Origin of the sequence: Nonomuraea sp. NPDC049504 (assembly GCF_040676845.1) — a bacterium.
Classification (GTDB): domain Bacteria; phylum Actinomycetota; class Actinomycetes; order Streptosporangiales; family Streptosporangiaceae; genus Nonomuraea; species Nonomuraea salmonea.
Map to the genome: position 1 here is coordinate 1 of NZ_JBFAPT010000027.1, position 19,139 is coordinate 19,139.

The 19,139-nt window shown below is 71.3% G+C and carries 15 protein-coding genes and 1 pseudogene; 7 read left to right on the top strand and 9 right to left on the bottom strand.

What is annotated here, in order from left to right:
* Positions 1-343: 343 nt before the first annotated feature.
* Positions 344-577: a hypothetical protein gene (locus AB0K28_RS39300; RefSeq protein ID WP_364380288.1), complete on the bottom strand. Its 234-nt coding sequence runs from the start codon at positions 575-577 to the stop codon at positions 344-346.
* 97 nt (positions 578-674) lie between these two features.
* Between AB0K28_RS39300 and fxsT the strand changes: the two genes are divergently transcribed.
* A complete protein-coding gene (fxsT, locus tag AB0K28_RS39305; protein ID WP_364380291.1) occupies positions 675-3,677 on the top strand; it encodes an FxSxx-COOH system tetratricopeptide repeat protein in 3,003 nt (1,000 codons plus the stop codon).
* Positions 3,678-3,856: 179 nt separating this feature from the next.
* Here the strand turns inward: fxsT and AB0K28_RS39310 are convergent, their stop codons facing one another.
* Genes AB0K28_RS39310 through AB0K28_RS39320 form a run of 3 tightly spaced genes read right to left on the bottom strand, consistent with a single transcriptional unit; the run spans position 3,857 to position 6,313 of the window.
* Complete coding sequence (locus tag AB0K28_RS39310) at positions 3,857-4,924, bottom strand: oxidoreductase (RefSeq protein ID WP_364380294.1); 1,068 nt, start codon at positions 4,922-4,924, stop codon at positions 3,857-3,859.
* A gap of 10 nt (positions 4,925-4,934) precedes the next feature.
* On the bottom strand, positions 4,935-5,831 hold the full coding sequence (locus tag AB0K28_RS39315) for an alpha/beta hydrolase (RefSeq protein ID WP_364380297.1): 897 nt from the start codon (positions 5,829-5,831) through the stop codon (positions 4,935-4,937).
* The gene (locus AB0K28_RS39320) at positions 5,828-6,313 is read right to left on the bottom strand and encodes a MarR family transcriptional regulator (protein ID WP_364380300.1); all 486 of its coding nucleotides are present in this window, start codon (positions 6,311-6,313) and stop codon (positions 5,828-5,830) included. Before AB0K28_RS39320 ends, AB0K28_RS39315 begins: the two co-directional genes overlap by 4 nt.
* A gap of 111 nt (positions 6,314-6,424) precedes the next feature.
* Between AB0K28_RS39320 and AB0K28_RS39325 the strand changes: the two genes are divergently transcribed.
* A complete protein-coding gene (locus tag AB0K28_RS39325) occupies positions 6,425-6,625 on the top strand; it encodes a hypothetical protein (protein WP_364380303.1) in 201 nt (66 codons plus the stop codon).
* A gap of 133 nt (positions 6,626-6,758) precedes the next feature.
* Here AB0K28_RS39325 and AB0K28_RS39330 read toward each other — a convergent pair whose 3' ends face one another.
* The gene (locus tag AB0K28_RS39330; RefSeq protein WP_364380306.1) at positions 6,759-8,228 is read right to left on the bottom strand and encodes a phosphodiester glycosidase family protein; all 1,470 of its coding nucleotides are present in this window, start codon (positions 8,226-8,228) and stop codon (positions 6,759-6,761) included.
* A gap of 260 nt (positions 8,229-8,488) precedes the next feature.
* Between AB0K28_RS39330 and trpS the strand changes: the two genes are divergently transcribed.
* Positions 8,489-9,466: a tryptophan--tRNA ligase gene (gene trpS / locus AB0K28_RS39335; protein ID WP_364380309.1), complete on the top strand. Its 978-nt coding sequence runs from the start codon at positions 8,489-8,491 to the stop codon at positions 9,464-9,466.
* A gap of 53 nt (positions 9,467-9,519) precedes the next feature.
* Here trpS and AB0K28_RS39340 read toward each other — a convergent pair whose 3' ends face one another.
* Entirely contained in the window at positions 9,520-10,275 is a 756-nt protein-coding gene (locus tag AB0K28_RS39340) for a transposase (protein ID WP_364380312.1), read from the bottom strand.
* Between the two features lie 132 nt (positions 10,276-10,407).
* On the opposite strand from AB0K28_RS39340, the pseudogene AB0K28_RS39345 reads away from it, so the two are divergent.
* A pseudogene (locus tag AB0K28_RS39345) lies at positions 10,408-10,553 on the top strand (transposase); the annotation flags it as partial.
* Positions 10,554-10,710: 157 nt separating this feature from the next.
* Here AB0K28_RS39345 and AB0K28_RS39350 read toward each other — a convergent pair.
* The 3 genes from AB0K28_RS39350 to AB0K28_RS39360 all read right to left on the bottom strand — a co-directional run bounded on the left by AB0K28_RS39350 (position 10,711) and on the right by AB0K28_RS39360 (position 14,731).
* Entirely contained in the window at positions 10,711-12,321 is a 1,611-nt protein-coding gene (locus AB0K28_RS39350) for a PucR family transcriptional regulator ligand-binding domain-containing protein (protein ID WP_345398214.1), read from the bottom strand.
* Positions 12,322-12,387: 66 nt separating this feature from the next.
* Entirely contained in the window at positions 12,388-14,016 is a 1,629-nt protein-coding gene (locus tag AB0K28_RS39355; protein ID WP_364380316.1) for an AMP-binding protein, read from the bottom strand.
* Positions 14,017-14,029: 13 nt separating this feature from the next.
* Positions 14,030-14,731, bottom strand: coding sequence for a TetR/AcrR family transcriptional regulator (locus AB0K28_RS39360; RefSeq protein WP_364380319.1), 702 nt, complete (start codon positions 14,729-14,731; stop codon positions 14,030-14,032).
* A 54-nt stretch (positions 14,732-14,785) separates the two neighbouring features.
* Here AB0K28_RS39360 and AB0K28_RS39365 point away from each other — a divergent pair, with 54 nt between their 5' ends.
* From AB0K28_RS39365 to AB0K28_RS39375, 3 genes are all read left to right on the top strand, one after another.
* Positions 14,786-16,246 carry an MFS transporter gene (locus tag AB0K28_RS39365; RefSeq protein WP_364380322.1) on the top strand — a complete coding sequence of 487 codons (1,461 nt, stop codon included), beginning with the start codon at positions 14,786-14,788 and terminating at the stop codon, positions 16,244-16,246.
* Positions 16,247-16,333: 87 nt separating this feature from the next.
* Positions 16,334-17,614, top strand: coding sequence for an aspartate aminotransferase family protein (locus AB0K28_RS39370; RefSeq protein WP_364380325.1), 1,281 nt, complete (start codon positions 16,334-16,336; stop codon positions 17,612-17,614).
* On the top strand, positions 17,611-19,119 hold the full coding sequence (locus tag AB0K28_RS39375) for a CoA-acylating methylmalonate-semialdehyde dehydrogenase (RefSeq protein ID WP_364380328.1): 1,509 nt from the start codon (positions 17,611-17,613) through the stop codon (positions 19,117-19,119). Before AB0K28_RS39370 ends, AB0K28_RS39375 begins: the two co-directional genes overlap by 4 nt.
* The last annotated feature ends 20 nt before the right edge of the window (positions 19,120-19,139 follow it).

Below are 19,139 nucleotides of genomic sequence, written 5' to 3' on the forward strand. Positions count from 1 at the left end.
CGAACCCGGAAGTTAAGCTTCCCAGCGCCGATGGTACTGCACTCGGGAGGGTGTGGGAGAGTAGGTCACCGCCGCACAAACTTTCAAGGAAAGGGTCTCAACGCCTTACGGGGTGTTGGGGCCCTTTCCGCATGTCCGGACCCCTTTTTTTCCGCATGCCCGGGGTCGGGCTGGGGTGCTGCTTCCCATAGGCCGGCGGTTCTGAGCTGACTCGTGCTCGTCGTTGGAGCCACGGGATCTTGCCGGGTGGGGTTACGGTGTGGGTGGTGGGGCTTTTCGGGCATGGTGGAGTTCTGGTGGCGGCGGGGTGGTGGGCGGGTCACTCTGGGAGTGTGACGGGTTCTCATACTTCGGGGCAGGCATCGGTGCAGGTGAGACGGCGGCGCCGGCGATTGCGGGTCCTTGTGTGGACGGTTGCTCCGGTTGCGTGCACGTTGGTGCTGGCGGGGGTTGTGGACATCGTCGCTGAGATGTTCGGGGTGCCGGGATCGGTGCTCAGGGTGCTGGATGAGATGGACAGCTTGCTCAGCATCGCGGTCGGGGGTGTGGGGTTGGTGGTGGTGACGGTGATGGTCATTCGGACGCCGGGGGTGCCGCCGCGTGCAGGAGCGGGTGGCAAATCAGGACAAGTGGAGCGTTCCATTTCCGTTGGGGAGGCGAATCCGGGAGTGGCTATGACGGGTGATGGGGCGACGGCCGTCAATGTGGGGCGGGTGGATGTGGCGGGGGACGTGCGGCTGGAGTCGCGGCCGCAGGTGCCGACGCGGCCGGTGCAGCTTGCGCCGCGGCCGCCGCTGCTGCTGGGCAGGGAGGAGGTGATCGGCGAGGTCAGGGAGCGGTTGCGGCGGGGGCCTGGTCGGCCGAGTGTGGTGGCGTTGCACGGGCTGGGTGGTGTGGGGAAGACGAGTGTGGCCGTTGAGTACGCCCATCGGCATCAGGGTGACTATCAGCTCGTCTGGCAACTGCCGGCGCACGATTCCGCGGTGTTGTCGGCGGCTTTTGCGCGGCTGGCGGCGTTGCTGGGGTTGCGGGAGACGGCCGACGCGGCCGATCCGGTGGATCAGGTGCATGCGGCGCTGGCCGCGCGTACGGAATGCTGGTTGCTGATTTTCGACAACGCGCCGGATGCCGGGACGGTGCGGCGGTATCTGCCGCCGGCGGGGCCCGGGCATGTGGTGGTCACCAGCAGGTCGGGGAGCTGGCCGCCGGAGCAGGGGCTGGAGGTGCCGGTTCTGGAGCCGGGCCCGGGGGCGGAGCTGGTGCTGGCGAGGTCAGGCCAGGAGGACGCGGTGACCGCCGCGGCGGTGGTGGCGGAGCTGGGCGCGTTGCCGCTGGCGCTGGAGCAGGCGGCGGCGTTCATGGCGGAGACGGGGCTGCGGCCGGCCGAGTACCTGGAGCTGCTGCACGACCAGCGGGCCGAGGTGCTGGCCCAGGGGCAGCCGTGGGGGCATCGGGAGCGGGTCACGACGACGTGGCAGCTGTCGTTCAGCAATTTGGAGCGCACCAGCCCGGAGGCGATCGCGCTGCTGCGGGTGCTGGCATGCTGCTCGCACGAGCCGATCCCGTACCAGCTGCTGCTGTCGCCGCTCGAAGGGCGGGCGCCGCGTGAGGTGCTGGCGGCCGACCTGCGCAGGCAGCGGGCGTACGGACGGCTGCCGAGCACGCCGCTGCGGCGGGTGCGTGAGGTGCGGCCATGGCTGAGTGCGGTGATGGTGCTCCAGGAGCTGCCGTGCGACCCGCTGGCGGTGAACGCGGCGGTGAGCGCGCTGCGCGGGCACAGCCTGATCAGCCATCCCGCGGACGGCCTGGTCTCGGTGCACCGGCTGGTGCAGGCCGTCACTCTCGACCAGCTGCCGCCGCCCGAGCAGCAGCGGTGGCGGGACGTCGCGGCCGTGCTCCTGGAGTCGGTGCTGCCGGCGGATCCGCTCGACGCCGCCGCCTGGCCCCGGTACGCCGAGCTGCTGCCGCACATCCTGACGGTGCTCACCCCGGCGTCGGCCGGCATGGACAAGACGGCGCGGTACCTGGGAGCGAGCGGCGACTACCGGACGGCGCGGGCGCTGTATGAGGAGATCTGCGCGGCGCTCGCGGCCCGGCTGGGGCCTGAGCATCCGTCCACGCTGACCGCCCGGCACGAGCTGGCACGCTGGACGGGTGAGCTGGGGGACGCGGCGGCGGCCAGGGACATGTACGCGGAGCTGCTGCCGCTGCGGGTGCTGGAGCTCGGGGCCACGCATCCGGACACGCTGGCCATCCGGCACGAGCTGGCCCGCTGGACCGGCGAGCTGGGGGACGCGGCGTCGGCGCGGTGGCAGTACGCGAAGCTGCTGCCGATCGGGGAGCGGGTGCAGGGCGCGGAGCATCCCGACACGTTGACCATCCGGCACGAGCTGGCACGCTGGACGGGTGAGCTGGGGGACGCGGCGTCGGCCAGGGACATGTACGCCGAGCTCGTGCCGATCCGGGAGCGGGTGCAGAGCGCCGAGCACCCCGACACACTCGCCGCTCGGGCGAACCTGGCGTTGTGGACCGGCGAGGCGGGTGATCCGGTCGGGGCGCGCGACCGGTATGCGGCGTTGCTGCCAGTTCGCGAGCGGGTGCAGGGGGCCGAGCATCCGGCCACGCTGATCACCCGGCACGAGCTGGCGCGCTGGACGGGTGAGCTGGGCGATGCGGCGGCGGCCAGGGACATGTACGCGGCGCTGCTCGTCGTACGGGAGCGCGTGTCCGGTGCCGACCACCCCGACACGCTCACCGTCCGGCACGAGCTGGCGCGGTGGACGGGTGAGCTGGGGGACGCGGCGTCGGCCAGGGACATGTACGCGGCGCTGCTGCCCATGCGCGAGCGCGTCCAGGGGCGCGACCACCCCGACACGCTGGCCGCCTGGGCGAACCTGGCGCTGTGGACCGGCGAGGCGGGTGACCCGGCGCAGGCCCGCGGCCACTGCGCGGCGCTGCTGCCCGTCAGGGAACGCGTGCTCGGCCCCCAGCACCCCGCCACCCTGCTCACCCGGCACGAGCTGGCGCGGTGGACGGGCGAGCTCGGTGACGCGGTCTCGGCCCGCGACCAGTACGCGGAGCTGCTGGTACGCCACGAGCACGCCTTCGGGGCCGAACACTCCGACACGCTGACGACCCGGCACAACCTGGCCTTCTGGACCGGGCAGGCGGGCGACCCGAGGACCGCGCGTGCGCAGTGCGCGGCGTTGCTGCCGGTCAGGGAACGGGTGCTCGGCGCCGACCATCCCGACGCTCTGACGACGCGGCACAACCTGGCGTACTGGACGGGGCAGGCGGGGGACGCGGAGGCCGCGCACGACCTGTATGCGGCGTTGCTGCCGGTCTGCGAACGGGTGCTCGGCCCCGAACATCCCGACACGCTGACCGTCCGGCACGAGCTGGCCCGGTGGACCGGTGAGCTGGGCGACCCGGCGGCGGCCAGGGACGCGTACCTCGCCCTGCTCCCGCTGCGCGAGCGAGCCTCCGGGCCCGAGCACCCCGACACGCTGACCGCCCGCGCCAACCTGGCCTATTGGACCGGGCAGGCGGGGGACCCGGCGGGCGCCAGGGACCGGTACGCGGCGCTACTGCCCATCAGGGAACGCGTGCTCGGCCCCGGCCATCCGGTGACGCGGTCGACGAGGGAACAGCTCGCCTATTGGACGGAACGGACCTAGCGCCTCCTCGCAGCCTCCGCGTCGAACGGGTTCGGAGGCGGCCTCTCCTCAGCACCGAACGGCTTCGGAGGGGGCCCCTCCTCAGCGTCGAACGGCTTCGGAGGCGGGCTGCTCCTCAATGTTGAAGGGGCTGGAGGTGGCTCCTTCTCGTCGTCGAACAGGTCCGGTGGCGGGGCTGCTCACCGCAGCGCCAGGCGGGCGATGCGGCCGGATTCGCCGGAGGCCCAGCAGGTCAGGTCGCGGGTGCAGCTCACCGTGTCGAACGAGCCGGTGTCGAAGGTCTGCCAGGTCCGGCCGGCCGACCAGGAGACGTCGCTGCCGGAGGGGCCTACGGCGATGGCGGCGAAGGGCAGGTGGGGCAGCCAGGCGACGCCCGATCGGTAGGCGGGTGGGGGCGTGGTGGCGGGCTGCCAGGAGGCGCCGCCGTCCCGGGTGATGGCGGCGGCGTGGGGTGATGCCTCTTCTGGGCGGTAGTCGCCGCCGACCGCGATGCCTCGGTGCCGGTCGCGGAAGGCCAGGGCGAAGACGCCGCGTGCCGGGTCGGCGGCCGGGATCGGGGTGTCGGTGACCGTCCACGTACGGCCCCGGTCGGCCGAGTGGAACACGCGGGAGCGGTCGGCTCCGCCGGTGGACAGCCAGACGTCCCGCGCTCCGGCCACGGTCAGGCACTGCCCGCTCGCCGCGAATCCCGCCTCGCCGGGCAGCGCCGGCGGCATGCCGTCGGGGGGCAGGACCTGCCAGCTCCGTCCGCCGTCATCGGTGGCGAGGATGCGGAAGCGGCCGTCCACGGGGTCGCTCATCGCGAGGCCGTGCCGCCGGTCGAAGAAGGCGAGGCAGTCGTAGAAGGCGCGCGGCTCGTCGTTCCGGTACGTCTCCGTCCAGGTGCGCCCGCCGTCCTCGGTACGGTAGACGCGCGAGTCGGTGCCCTCGCCGATGGACAGCGCCACGGCCCGGTTCGCGTCGAACGCCTCGATGTCGCGGAACTGCAGCGCCTCGGTGCCGGGCGGGGAGACGTTCCGCCAGGTACGGCCGCCGTTCACGGTGCGCAGCACGACGCCCTCCGAGCCGGAGGCCCACACCACGTCCCTGCTGACGGGCGCCAGGCCGCGCAGGCGCGCGGTCACCCCGGTCTCCTTGAGCTCCCAGCCGAGCCGGGGCGGGCCTGCCTGGGCGGCGGGTGGGACGAGCAGCGGGGCGGCCAGGACGAGAGCCGCCGACAGCGCGCTCCATGCGCGACGAAGCCTCATGCCGGGCAAACTAGCCCAAAGGATCAACGTCGTCCATGCTCGTCGCGCGCTCGGCGTCCGGGGCGAGGAACGCCGAGACGAGCTCGTTCACCCGCTCAGGGCACTGCCGGTTCGACCAGTGGCCGACGCCTTCCAGCAGCTCGTAGCGGGTGCCGGGGATGAGTGCGGCGGCGGCTCTCGTACGGGCCTGGGGCACGCCGATGTCCTTGTCGCCCTGGATGAGCAGGACGGGGCAGGTGATCTCGGGCAGGCGCGGGCGCAGGTCGACGCGCATGCGGAAGGGGCCGATGGAGCCGTTCTGCCAGTCGGACGAGCCCGCGCCGCCCGCCCGTACCTCTTCGACGATCTCGTCCACGATCGCGTCGAAGTCCGGTACGGGCCCCGCGAACAGCGCCCGGCGGGCGAACGCCGCCACCTGCGCGCGCGTCCTGAGCAGCGCGCCCGGCAGTGTCCTGTTGAGCAGCGGCAGCTTGGCGGTGAGCCAGAGGAGCTGGTGCACCACGGGCGGGAACGCCAGGATGCCGGCCGGGGCGAGCGCCACGAGGCGGTCCACGCGGCCCGGATGCTCGATGGCGGTGGCGAGCGCGAGCGCGCCGCCCTGCGACAGGCCGACCAGGGCGGCCGAGCCGAGGCCGAAGTGATCGAGCACGTCGGTGACGCAGCGCAGCATGCGCTCGTGGGTGGCCCGGCCCTGCCACGGGCGGCTCTTGCCCTGTTTCGGCCAGTCGGGCGCGAGCACGAAGTGGTCCGCCGCGAGGACGGGGATGAGAGGTCGCCAGCTCAGCAGCGCGTTGTCGACGCCGGCGCCGCTGAGCAGCACCACCGGTGGCGCCTCGGGGTCGCCCGCGACGTGGACGTGCAGGCGCCCCTCGGGGAAGGTCAGGTACGTGCCGCGCGGCTCGCTCATCCGCCGCCCCCGTTCGCGGCGCGGTGGGCTTCCCAGCGCTGCCACAGCGCGGGCAGCTCGCTCTCCAGGAAGCGGTAGAGCTCGTTGACGTTGTCCAGGCGCTTGCGGCGCTCGGGGGAGCCGCCGTCCAGCACGCGCAGGCCGGCCTCGGTGATCTCGCGGAAGGCGGCCGTCTTGGCGTAGCGGGCGGCCAGCATGCGGCTCCACCCGTCGGGCGCGATGCGGAAGTACTCCTGCCGCTCGCCTCTGCGCCGCACCCCTTCGACCAGTCCGCTGGGCGTCAGGAGCCTGGTCGCGCTGCTGATCGAGCTGCGGCTGACGCCCAGCACCTCGGAGAGCCGGGCGGCGCTCTGCTCCGGCGGGTCGCTGATGAGCAGCCAGCCGATCACGCGGCCGGCGATCAGCGGCATGCCCTCCTTGGCGAAGAAGCTCGCGACGTCGTCGACGAAGTCCAGCTCGGCGTCGGTGGGGGTGTCGTCCATGCCGCCAGATTACTGTCCTTGCAGTCATTACTGCAACAACAGGAAAATCGTGATGACCGCCGGCCTGGCCGCCGATCAGGCGGACACGGTAGGAGGAGCAGGGCATGGCCGGTGGACGACCGGCGGACGAGGTGGTGCTCGGGACAATCGCCGACCAGCTCGGGCGCCGCCATGGGCGCGCCCTGGGAGGTGCGTGACGGCATGGCCAAGGGGCCGGGCACGCTCGCGGTCGTGCACGGCGCCGATCAGACCGGCAGCCCCGCGCACCTCGACCTCGACTTCGTCCTCCTCGTCCACCAGGAGGAAAACTGATCGGAGGAGGACACACGAAGGGACCCGCACGTGGTGGTGCGGGTCCCTCACTGGAAGAGGCCCGCACGTGGTGGTGCGGGTCCCTCACTGGAAGAGGCCCGCACGTGGTGGTGCGGGTCCCGCACTGGAAGGGCTACTTGGGGAGGACCAGGAGGGCGTCGCCCACTGTGCGTTCGGCGCCGTCCGAGGGGCGGTTGACGACCTTCTTGCCGACCACCATGGCCGTGGAGCCGCCGCCGTCCAGGTTGATCGCCTGGGTGGCGCCCAGCCAGCGCATGAACTGGGCGGCCTCCACGAAGTTCGCGCCGACGGTCTCGCCGGGGCGGCGGCCGTCGATGGTGGCCAGGATGAGGCTGCCGTTGCGGGTCGTGCCGAGGAGGGTGCGAGGGTGGCGGCGGAGGATCATGTTGATTGAGTCGTGCCCGTCCCGCTTGGCGGTGATCTTCACCTTGCCGTTGCGGACCAGCCCCACGCCGCCGGAGATGACGTGCAGGTCGGGGGTGAGCTTGAGCGCCCGCTTGGTACGCAGGTCCACGACCTTCGTCACGATCTTGACGGTCCAGTCCTGCCAGGCGTGCTCGTTGATCCAGTCGGCGGCCAGGCCGTTGCCGTGCAGCACGCGCGTCCCGGCGGCCACGGCGGCGCCGGACGCGCGCAGGCCGACGACCTTGCCGTTGGCGTCGAGGACGGCGTCGGTGCCGCCGGAGGGGGTCTTGGCGCCCCACTCCTCGGTGTAGAGGACCAGCTCGTCGGTGGTGGCGGCCCGGTTGACGCCGTTGACCTCGACCTTGGTGCCGTCCTGGGAGACGGCGGTGACGTCGGTCCTCAGCTCGGTGATCTTCGCGGTACGGCCCTTGAGCACGACGGCGGAGCGCCCGGGAAGGGCCTCGCTCAGCAGCCGGCCGCCGACCACGGAGGCGCCGACCGGCTCGCCGCGCAGCGCCTTGGAGGTGTGGATGTTGAAGAAGCCGCCGTTGACGCCGACCAGCGCCTTGCCCGCCTTCACCATCGAGGAGACGGTCTCGCGCTTGGCCACGCTGCGGCCGAGCGAGGCGGCGTACGAGCCGCGGAACACCCGCGAGTCGACCATGACGACCTTGGCGCTCCACGGCCCGGTGGTCTTGAGCCCGTCGTCCCCGAGGTAGTCGACCTTGACCTTCAGGCCCGCTTCCTTCAGCTTCTTGGCGGCCTTCTCGGCCTTCTTCTTGTCCTTCAGCGGCCACATGCCGACGCGGACCATGTAGACGGTCTGCGAGGGAGCGTCGGCGACGCCCGGCCTGACCACCTTCTGGACGCTGGGCGTCTCCCCGGCGGCCTCCACTTCGGCGGCCTTGGCCTCCGCGGTGTGCTGCATCCCGTAGTCGCGGCCGCTGGGCATCAAGACGGTCAGCGTGTAGCCGTCGGTGGCGGAGCCCGCCTGCACGTCGTACAGGTCGATGCCCTGCGTGACGGCGGTCATCGTCTTGGTCGGCACGGGTCGCGCGCCCAGCGGGAACTTCGCCGACGGGAACCGTACCGTGCGCTGTTCCGCGGTCGCGGGCAGCGCCGTGATGGTGAGCGCCGCGGCTATGGCCAGGCCGCCGGCGATCGTGCGTCGAGACATGAACTCTCCATAGGGCGGTGCAAGGGACCGCACCATAGTGGCGAGATCAAGGACCCCGAGGCAGGAGAACGCGCCAACTGGGTAAAGAGGTTACGAGATTGACATCGCCCTCCAGTACCATGCGTATATGACTTGTATCCGCATGTGGTGGCGGCCGACAGACGGCCGCTGATTCGCCCATGCGGGGGCCGTCCCAGAGACGGCCCTTCACCATCATGCGAGGTCCTCTCCGGGGCGGCACGAGACCCAGGAGAGATCCCATGAACGACATCGTCCTGACCGGTGACCGCCCGACCGGGCCGCTGCATCTCGGCCACTACTTCGGCTCCCTGGCCAACCGGGTCGAGTTGCAGGGCCGATATCCGATGTACGTGCTGGTCGCCGACTACCAAGTGATCACCGACCGCGACACGCCCGGCGAGATCCGGCGCAACACCACTGACCTCGTGCTCGACTATCTCGCGGTCGGCATCGACCCGGCGCGGGCCGTGATCTTCCAGCACAGCGCGATCCCCGAGCTGAACCAGCTCCTGCTGCCCTTCCTGAGCCTCGTGTCGGTGGCGGAGCTGCGGCGCAACCCCACGGTGAAGGACGAGATCGCGCACAGCTCGCAGCGGGCGGTGAGCGGGCTGATGTTCACCTATCCGGTGCATCAGGCGGCCGACATCCTGTTCTGCAAGGGCACGCTGGTGCCGGTGGGCAAGGACCAGTTGCCGCACGTGGAGGTGACGCGGCTGGTGGCGCGGCGCTTCAACGAGCGGTACGGCACGGTGTTCCCGCTGCCCGAGGCCATGATGGGGGAGCAGCCGCTGCTCAAGGGGCTCGACGGCGGCAAGATGAGCAAGAGCAGGGGCAACGCCATCGCCCTGTCGGCCACCGAGGACGAGACCGCCGCCCTCATCAGGAAGGCCCGCACCGACGCCGAGCGGCACATCACCTTCGACGAGGAGCGCCGCCCCGAGGTGGCCAACCTGCTCACGCTGGCCGGGCTCTGCCTCGGCAGGTCGCCGCGCGAGCTGGCCGAGGAGATCGGCGACGGTGGCGCGGCGACGCTCAAGCGGGTGACGACGGAGGCGGTCAACGAGTTCCTGCGGCCGATCAGGAAGCGGCGGGCCGAGCTGGGCGAGGGCGACGCGCGCCGGATCCTGGCCGAGGGGAACGAGCGGGCGCGCGAGCGGGCGGTGCTGACGCTGGAGGAGGTGCAGCAGGCCATGGGCTTGTCAGCTTCTCGGTCGTGAACGACCGAGCTTGCAGTTCCTCGCCGTCGATGGCTTCGACGGTCCGGTCCGCGTCAGGCAGCGTGACTCACTGCCCAGCCCGTCGCACCGCGTGAGGCGATGTTCCGGGCCGCGTTGACGTCGGCGTGCTCAGCGAAACCGCACGACGTACACGAGAAGGTGGCCTGGTCAGGCCGGTTGCGCTTGTCCACATGCCCGCAGTGCGAGCACTGCTGTGAGGTATGGGCCGCATCCACGGCGATCACCGCCACTCCTGCCCGGACCGCCTTGTAGGCGATGAAAGCTCCGAGCTGATGGAAACTCCAGGAGTGCAGCGTGACCCGCTGGGGCTTGCGAAGCCGTACCCGCTCGCGGATGCCCTGGAGATCCTCCAGAGCGATCCCGCGCCCGGTGCGTTCTGCCTCGGTCACGATGCTTTTGGCGATGACGTGGTTGACCTGCGCGGCGAACCGCGCCTCTCGACGACGCCGCCGTTTCAGCAGCCGCTTGGCGGATTTGGTCCGCCTGGCCTGCAGGCGGCGGCGAAGCCGGCGATGACGGTGGCGGACCGCGTTCAGTGCCTTGCCGCAATGACGGACCCCATCGGAGGTGGTGGCGATGTTGGCGATACCCAGATCCACCCCGACGAAGCCGTCCGGTTCCGACAGCGGCTGCTCGGCCACCTCGACCGTGGCATGCAAGAACCACATCCCATCCCGGCAGACCAGATCCGACTCACCGCGTCGATGGGCGGCCAGCAGCGCCAGTTGCCGCGCCGAGCCGGTGAAGGCCACCCCTTTCAGCCGCCCGGCGGTCGTCCAGATCGACACCGTCCGCGCCTCATGCTGCCAGGACAGGCACCGATCGTCATACGCTTGAGCCGCCGACGATCGGAAAGAGATCGGCCGGGCTTCGATGCCGGCCCGGCGTGATGATCCCGGCCTGCCCAGGTTCCCGGCGCGCTGGTCACCCCACTCAAAGGCGTTTCCGCCCGGCGCCATCTGTGGGGCGGGCACTTCTGGTCGCCCAGCACTTCGCCGCCTCCTGCGGCGGCGCGCCCTTGAACATCATCAAGAAGTACATCGAGAACCAGACACGGCCAGGCTGATCCGCCCACCCGAACCAGCCGTCACGCCACCGCTCAGGCCTGGAGACCCCCGGCGCCGTCGTTTCCTCCCAGGCGTGAACGCCCGGCGTTCCACGCCAGATTCGGCTGAACGCCGCCGGGAACGAACGTTCGCCCGCGTGCCTGACGAACGCCCGCGTCAGCGGTTCTCCCTGCGGAAGGACTCCAGCGCCAGTAACGCCACGTGCAGGGACAGGCAGGACTCGACGTCGTCGAGGTCGGTGTCGAGGATGCGCTCAAGGCGGCGCAGCCGGTCGTAGAAGGCGGGCCTGGACAGGTGGGCCTTCTGGGCGGCGACCGCCTTGTTGCGCCCGCAGTCGAGGTAGATGCGCAGGATGCGGGTCAGGTCGCCGCCGCGCTGCGCGTCGTGGGCCAGCAGCGGGCCCAGCTCCCGCTCGGCGAACGTCTGCAGCCGCGCGTCGTCGCGCAGCAGGTGGAGCAGGCCGCGCAGGCGCAGGTCGGGCAGGCGGTAGTAGGCGCGGCCGTCGGGCTGGCGGACCGCCACCTCGGCGACCTGCTCGGCTTCGAGGAAGCTACGGCGTACGTCCTTGATGGACTCGACGACCGAGCCGGCCGCCAGCACGAACGCGGCCCCGCACAGGCCGCGCAGCCGCTCGGCGAGCGCGGTCAGCGCGGGCTCTGCCTGGGTGCGCGGCGGGAGCGGCAGCAGCACGCCCACGCGCTCCTGGTCGAGCGCGCCCACCAGGGCGGGCAGGCGGGCGTCGCGGCAGGCGGCGGCGGTGCACTCGGCCAGCTCGCCGAGCTGCGCCTGCCCGTCGAGCGCCTGGTCGATGTGCTCGGTCGGCCGGATGACCACGCTGATCAGCCGCCGCCCGGTGAGCGGCACGCCCACCGCGCGGGCGCGGGCGGCGGCCTCGTCGGGGTCGGCGTAGGCGTGGGTGAGTATGCCGGTGAGGATGGTGCCGTGGGCCTGGCGTTCGAGCGACTCCTGGTGGCGCTCCAGCAGGCGGCCCAGGGCGAGCGTGGTGGCGGCCCGCTCGGCGAGCACCATGTCGCGCGGTGACGGCGTGCCGTCGCAGAGCAGGATGAGCCGCCCCCAGTCCTGCCCGCGCGCCCCGACGGTGGTGACGAGCCAGCCGGAGGCCGGATCGTACGCCGTGCGCTCGGCCGGCGCGACCGCCCGCGACCTGGTCTCCCACCCGGCCAGCAGGGCGCCCGCGTCGCGCCCCGCGGACTCGCAGGCCAGCACCTGGTGGGCGAGGTTCTCCAGCAGCACGGGCCGGCCGGACAGCCGGGCCACCTGCGCCAGCACCTCGGCGGGCGAGGCGCCCTCGACCGACAGCTCGGTGAAGACCTCGTGGAGCTGCTCGGAGGCGCGCAGCTCTTCGAGCTGGATGTCGATGATCCGGGAGTGCACCGATTCGGTGATCTGGACGAACGGGGTCTCCCTGGTCAGCACGATGACCGGCAGCCCGTGCTCCTCGGCGGCCTTGGTCACCGCGCGCGGCAGCTCGCGGACGAACCTGCGGCCCAGCTCCACGACCAGCCCCGACGCCCCGACGGAGGAGAGCTCGCCGATGTAGTCGGCGAGCTTCTCGGGGTCCTCGGGCAGCGCTACGCCGGTGGTGAGCACGAGCTCCCCGCCGCGCAGGAGATGGGCGATGTCGGCGATCTCGCCGACGTGCACCCACCGCACCTTGGTGTCCAGCCGGTCCGCGCCCGCGACCACGCGCGGGCTGCCGCGGCGCACGGTCTCCAGGGCGAGGACGTCGGCGATGGTGGGGAGCACGGGGCAGAGCCTAGCCGATCAACCTGTAAGAACGCCCACGGGGTGAATGACACATTGTCGGACATGTCATGGGTTGAGATCCTCTTCGCGATATTCCCGGCGGGGTTCGCGAACGCGCAGCTCGACGCGGCGAATCTTGCCGGAGATCGTCTTCGGCAGGTCGTCGAATTCGATGCGCCGCACCCGCTTGTACGGCGCCAGCTCCCTGCGGCAGTGCTCGAAGATCGACCTCGCGGTGTCCTCGCCGGGCTCGAAGCCGGGGGCCAGCAGCACGTACGCCTTCGGCACCGCCAGGCGTACCGGGTCGGGGGCGGGCACCACGGCGGCCTCGGCCACGGCGGGGTGCTCCAGCAGCACGCTCTCCAGCTCGAACGGCGAGATGCGGTAGTCGGACGCCTTGAAGACGTCGTCGGTCCTGCCCACGTAGGTGATGTAGCCGTCCTGGTCGCGGGTGGCGACGTCGCCGGTGTGGTAGAAGCCGCCGCGCATCGCGTCGCCCGATCCACCGACATATCCGGACATGAGGCCGAGGGGGCGGCGGTCGTCCAGCGGCAGGCAGATCTCCCCGTCGTCCCCCTGCTCGCCGGTGACCGGGTCGATCAGCACGACCTCGTAGCCGGGCAGCGGGCGCCCCATCGACCCCGGCCTGACCTGCTCGCCCGGCGCGTTGCCGATCTGCGCTGTCGTCTCGGTCTGCCCGTAGCCGTCCCTGATCGTGATGCCCCACGCCTTGGCGACCTGGTCGATGATCTCGGGGTTGAGCGGCTCGCCGGCGGCGACGGCCGTGCGCAGGGGCAGCCTCCAGGCGGTGAGGTCCTCCTGGATGAGCATCCGCCACACCGTGGGCGGCGCGCAGAACGTGGTCACCCGCTCGTCGCGCAGCACCTCCAGCAGCGCGGACGCGGAGAAGCGCTGGTAGTCGTGGATCAGCACGGTCGCCCCGGCGTTCCAGGGGGCGAAGACGTTGCTCCAGGCGTGCTTGGCCCAGCCCGGCGAGGAGACGTTGAGGTGCACGTCGCCGGGCCTGATCCCGATCCAGAACATCGTGGACAGGTGGCCCGCGGGGTAGGAGGCGTGGGTGTGCTCGACCAGCTTCGGCTGGGAGGTCGTGCCGGAGGTGAAGTAGAGCAGCAGCGTGTCGTCGGCCCTGGTCGGCGCGTCGGGGGTGAAGAACGTGCCCGCCTCGTACGCCTCGTGGAAGGGCAGCCAGCCGAACGCGTCGCCCACGGCGATCTTCGTGTACTCGCCGGCCTCGAACTTGCCGGCGTCGGCCGCGTTCGCGATGACGTGGGACACCCCGCCGCGCTGGATGCGCTCGGTGACGTCCTTCGCGGTCAGCAGCGTGGTGGCCGGGATGATGACCGCGCCCAGCTTCATCGCGGCGAGCAGCGCCTCCCACAGCTCGGCCTGGTTGCCCAGCATGAGCAGGATCCGCTCGCCCCGCCGCACGCCCTGCTCGTGCAGCCAGTTGGCGACCTGGTTGGAGCGGGCCGACAACTCGGCGAAGGTGTAGGAGGCACTGCTCTCGCCGACGATCTTGAGAGCGACGGCCTCGGGGGTCTCGGCGGCCAGCACCCCGTCGAACCAGTCGAGCGCCCAGTTGAACTCGGCCGGTCTGGGCCAGCGGAAGCCGCGCCTGGCGGTGCCGGGGTCGGCGTCGAGGAGGAAGTCGCGGGCGGCACGGAAATCGCTCATGCCCGGGATCCTGCTACGGCGCGAGCCGCCGCTCAAGACCGTCGAGCAGCGACACGAGACCGAAGTCGAAACACAGCGCCCGGATGGCGTCGGGATCGTCGTAGACGTCCATGTCGATGCTCTCCAGCATCTCGGGGTGGGCCGCGGCGGCCTTGCGGACGGTGGCGCGCATCTCGTCGGCGTCGTAGTCGCGGTCGCCCATCGTGGCGTTCCAGGCGATCTCGGGGATCGTCATGCCGAACACGTAGGCGGTGAGCGTGGAGCCGGCGAAGTCGACGTCGAAGCCCTTGAACCCGGCGGCCTTGAACATCCGGCGCATCCGGTCGGCGACCCGCATCGCGTGGGGCCCGAGCGCGGGCAGGCGGCCGATCAGGTCGCCCGACCAGGGGTGGCGCAGGATCACCTCGCGCATGCTGTAGGCCAGCACGGACGTGGCGTCGCGCCAGCCCACCTCGTCGGGGTCGGGCACGGTCATCTCCGCCCACACCTCGTCGTAGGCGAGTTCGAGCAGCTCGTCCTTGTGAGCGACGTACCAGTAGAGGCTGGTGGCGCCGGCGTCCAGCTTGGCGCCGAGCTTGCGCATGCTGAGGCCGCCCAGCCCCTCCTGGTCGAGCAGTTCGACGGCGGCGGCGACGATCTCCTCCCTGGTGCGGCCGGGGGCGGCGCTCTTGCGGGGCTCGCGGACCCAGACGGAGGAGAACGGCTTGCTGCTCATGCCTCCAGGATAAAACCACTCGCACACTGTGCGAGAGTGTCGTACGGTGTGCGAGTGAACTCGAACGCTGTACGAGACCCGCGCCGATGGTGGATCCTGGCCGCCCTCTGCCTGGCATTGCTGGTGCTGGTCATCGACAACACCGTCCTCAACCTGGCCATCCCGTCGCTCAACCAGGAGCTGGGCGCGACGCCGTCGGACATCCAGTGGATCCTCGACGCGTACGTGCTGGCCTTCGCCGGCCTGCTGCTGACCGCGGGCAGCCTGTCCGACAAGTACGGCCGCCGCCGCTTCCTCATCGTCGGGCTGGCGTTCTTCGGCGGCGCCTCCCTGCTGGCCCTGGTCGTCACCGAGCCCTGGCAGCTGATCGCCGCCCGCTTCCTCATGGGCGTCGGCGGCTCGCTGGTGATGCCGTCCACGCTGTCGATCCTGATGACCGTCTTCGACGCGGACGAGCGGCGCAAGGCGATGGCGGGCTGGAGCGCGGTGGCCCTGGTCGGCATGGTGTCGGGGCCCACGCTCGGCGGCTTCCTGCTGGAGCACTACTGGTGGGGCTCGGTCTTCCTGCTGAACGTGCCGGTGGCGGCGATCGCCATCGTGGCCGCCGTCATCCTGATGCCCGAGAGCCGCAGCCCGGCGCGCAGGATCGACCCGGTCGGCGTGGTGCTGTCGATCGTCGGCCTGACCGCGGGCGTCTACGTGATCATCGAGCGGGAGTGGAACCTTCCGATCATCGCGCTCGCGGTGCTCGCGCTGGCCGCGTTCGTCATCTGGGAGCGCAGGCAGAAGCAGCCGATGCTGCCGCTGCACCTGTTCGCCAACCGCAACTTCAGCGGCGCCTCGTTCTCGATCCTGCTCATGTCGTTCGGCGCCGGCGCCGTGATGCTGATGTTGACCCAGTACCTGCAGTTCGTGCTGGGCTACGGGGAGATGCAGGCGGGGCTCGCCATGCTGCCGTACGCCGTGGCCGCCGCGATCTTCAACGGCGTGGGCGCCGGGCTCGGGCGGCGGCTGAGCAACCGGGTGCTGGTCGGCGCGGGGCTGCTGCTCATGGCGGGCGGCTTCGTGGTGATGGCGCTGACCACCGGCTATCTGCCGCTGCTGACCGGCCTGGTGATCATGGGCATGGGCGGCGGGCTGGCGGGGCCGTCGGCGTACGCCTCGCTGATGGGCGCCATCCCCGTCGATCACGCCGGGGTCGGCTCCGCGCTCAACGACACCGTGCAGCAGGTGGGCATGGCGCTCAGCATCGCGGTGCTCGGCAGCGTGCTGGCCGGGCGCTACACCTCGGAGATGCCGGCCGATCTGCCGGCCGCCGCCAGGGAGTCGATCGGGGGCGCGCACGGGCTCGGGCTCGCCGACGTCGCCGACGAGGCGTTCACCTCGGCCATGCACCTCGGCTCGTGGGTGGGCGGCGCCTTCTGCGTGGCCGCCGCGCTGCTGGCCGTCAGCGTGCTGCGCCCGCCGGCGCCCGCCGCCGCTCCCGCGCCCGCACCGCAGGGCAGCCCCGTGTGACGGGTTTCCACTGTGTAAGGCATTTTCCCGCCGCGTCGACACGTTGCACATAGGAGGGCACCCGACCGGAAAGGGATACTCGATAACATGTCGGACCTACTCGCGCGCCACCGGGCAGTGCTGCCCAACTGGCTGGCACTCAACTACAACGAGCCCATCGAGATCGTCAGCGGCAAGGGCAACCGCGTCATCGACGCGGACGGCAAGAGCTACCTCGACTTCTTCGCCGGGATCCTGACCAACATGATCGGGTACGACGTGCCGGAGGTGCGCGATGCCGTCGAGCGCCAGCTCGCCACCGGCGTCGTCCACACCAGCACGGTCTACCTGCTGCGGGGGCAGATCGAGCTGGCCGAGAAGATCGCGCGACTGTCCGGCATCCCCGACGCCAAGGTGTTCTTCACCAACTCCGGCACCGAGGCCAACGAGACCGCGCTGCTGCTGGCCACGTACGCGCGTAAGAGCGACCAGGTGCTGGCCATGCGGCAGAGCTACCACGGGCGCAGCTTCGGCGCGATCAGCGTCACCGCCAACCGGTCGTGGAAGAACAACTCGCTCTCCCCGCTCAACGTGCACTTCCTGCACGGCGCCGACCGGCACCTGACCCAGTTCAAGGGCCTGTCGGACGCCGACTACATCAAGGCGTGCGTGGACGACCTGCGCCACGTCCTGGCCACCTCCGTCTCCAACGACGTGGCGGCGCTGATCGCCGAGCCGATCCAGGGCGTGGGCGGGTTCACGATGGCCCCCGACGGGCTGTTCGCCGCCTACAAGGAGGTGCTGGACGAGCAGGGCATCCTGTTCATCTCCGACGAGGTGCAGACCGGCTGGGGCCGCACCGGCAGCTCGTTCTTCGGCATCGGCGACCACGGCGTGACGCCCGACATGATGACCTTCGCCAAGGGGCTCGGCAACGGGTTCGCGGTGGGCGGCGTCGTCGCGCGCGGCGACCTCATGGACGCGCCGCACGCGGTGGGCCTGTCCACCTTCGGCGGCAACCCCATCGCCATGGCCGCCGCCAACGCCACCCTCGACTACGTGCTCGACCACGACCTCCAGGCCAACGCCGCCCGTACCGGGGAGATCATCATCAGCGGCCTCAAGGCCGCGGCGCAGCGCCTGTCCGTGGTCAAGGACGTGCGCGGCAAGGGCCTGATGTTCGCCGTCGAGCTGGAGAGCCCCGCCCAGGCGGGCCGCTTCATGGAGCTGACCAAGCGGGCGGGCCTGCTGGCCGGCAAGGGCGGCCTGTACGGCACCGCCATCCGCATGGCGCCGCCGCTCACCCTCAGCGTGGACGAGGCCACCGAGGGGCTCGGCATCATCGTGACCGCTCTGGAGACCATCGACGCGGAGGCAGCGGCTCAGTGAAGTCCGTCAAGCACTGGATCGGCGGCGCACTCGCCGACGGTGACTCCGCGCGTACCGCGGAGATCTTCAACCCGGCCACCGGCGAGGTGAGCGGCCACGTCGCGCTCGCCTCGGCCGCCGACGTGGACGCCGCCGTCGCGGCGGCCGTCGCGGCCTACCCCGCCTGGCGGGACGCCTCGCTCACCAAGCGCACGCAGGTGCTGTTCCGCTTCCGCGAGCTGATGTACGCCCACCGCGACGAGCTGGCCGCCCTCATCTCGGCCGAGCACGGCAAGGTGCACTCCGACGCGCTCGGCGAGGTGGCCCGCGGCCTGGAGGTCGTCGAGTTCGCCTGCGGGATATCGCACCTGCTCAAGGGCGGCTTCTCCGAGGGTGTCTCGACCCGGGTCGACTCCTACTCGATCCGCCAGCCGCTGGGCGTGGTGGCCGGCATCACGCCGTTCAACTTCCCGGCCATGGTGCCGATGTGGATGTACCCGGTCGCGATCGCCTGCGGCAACGCGTTCGTGCTGAAGCCGTCGGAGCGCGACCCGTCGGCCTCGCTGCTCATGGCGCGGCTGTGGCAGGAGGCCGGGCTGCCCGACGGCGTGTTCAACGTCGTGCAGGGCGACAAGGTGAGCGTGGACCGGCTGCTTGAGCACCCCGACGTGCGCGCGGTGTCGTTCGTCGGCTCCACCCCCATCGCCCAGTACGTCTACGAGACCGGCACCGCCCACGGCAAGCGCGTCCAGGCGCTCGGCGGCGCCAAGAACCACATGCTGGTGCTGCCCGACGCCGACCTCGACCTGGTGGCCGACTCGGCGGTCTCGGCCGGGTTCGGCTCGGCGGGCGAGCGGTGCATGGCGATCTCCGTCGTGCTGGCCGTGGACCCGATCGGCGACGAGCTGGTGGGCAAGATCGTCGAACGGGTCGGCAGGCTCGTGGTCGGCCCTGGCGACGACCCCAAGTCCGAGATGGGGCCGCTCGTCACCGGGCCGCACCGCGACAAGGTCGCCTCCTACCTCGACCTCGGTGTCCAGGAGGGCGCCAAGCTGGTCGTGGACGGCCGCGAGACGCCCGTGCTGGGCGGCGGCAAGGCGGCCGAGACACCCGGCTTCTGGCTCGGGCCGACCGTGCTCGACCACGTGCCCGTCGGGTCGCGCGCGCACACCGACGAGATCTTCGGCCCGGTGCTGTCGATCGTGCGCGTCTCCTCGTACGAGGAGGGCCTGGAGGTCATCAACAACGGCCTGTACGGCAACGGCACCGCCATCTTCACCAACGACGGCGGCGCGGCCAGGCGCTTCCAGAACGAGGTGGAGGTCGGCATGATCGGGATCAACGTGCCGATCCCCGTGCCCATGGCGTTCTACAGCTTCGGCGGCTGGAAGTCGTCGCTGTTCGGCGACACCCACGTGCACGGCACCGAGGGCGTGCACTTCTACACCCGCGGCAAGGTCGTCACCTCCCGCTGGCTCGACCCCTCGCACGGCGGCGTGAACCTGGGCTTTCCCACGAACGGGTAAGCGGCGCTCACGGGCGGGAG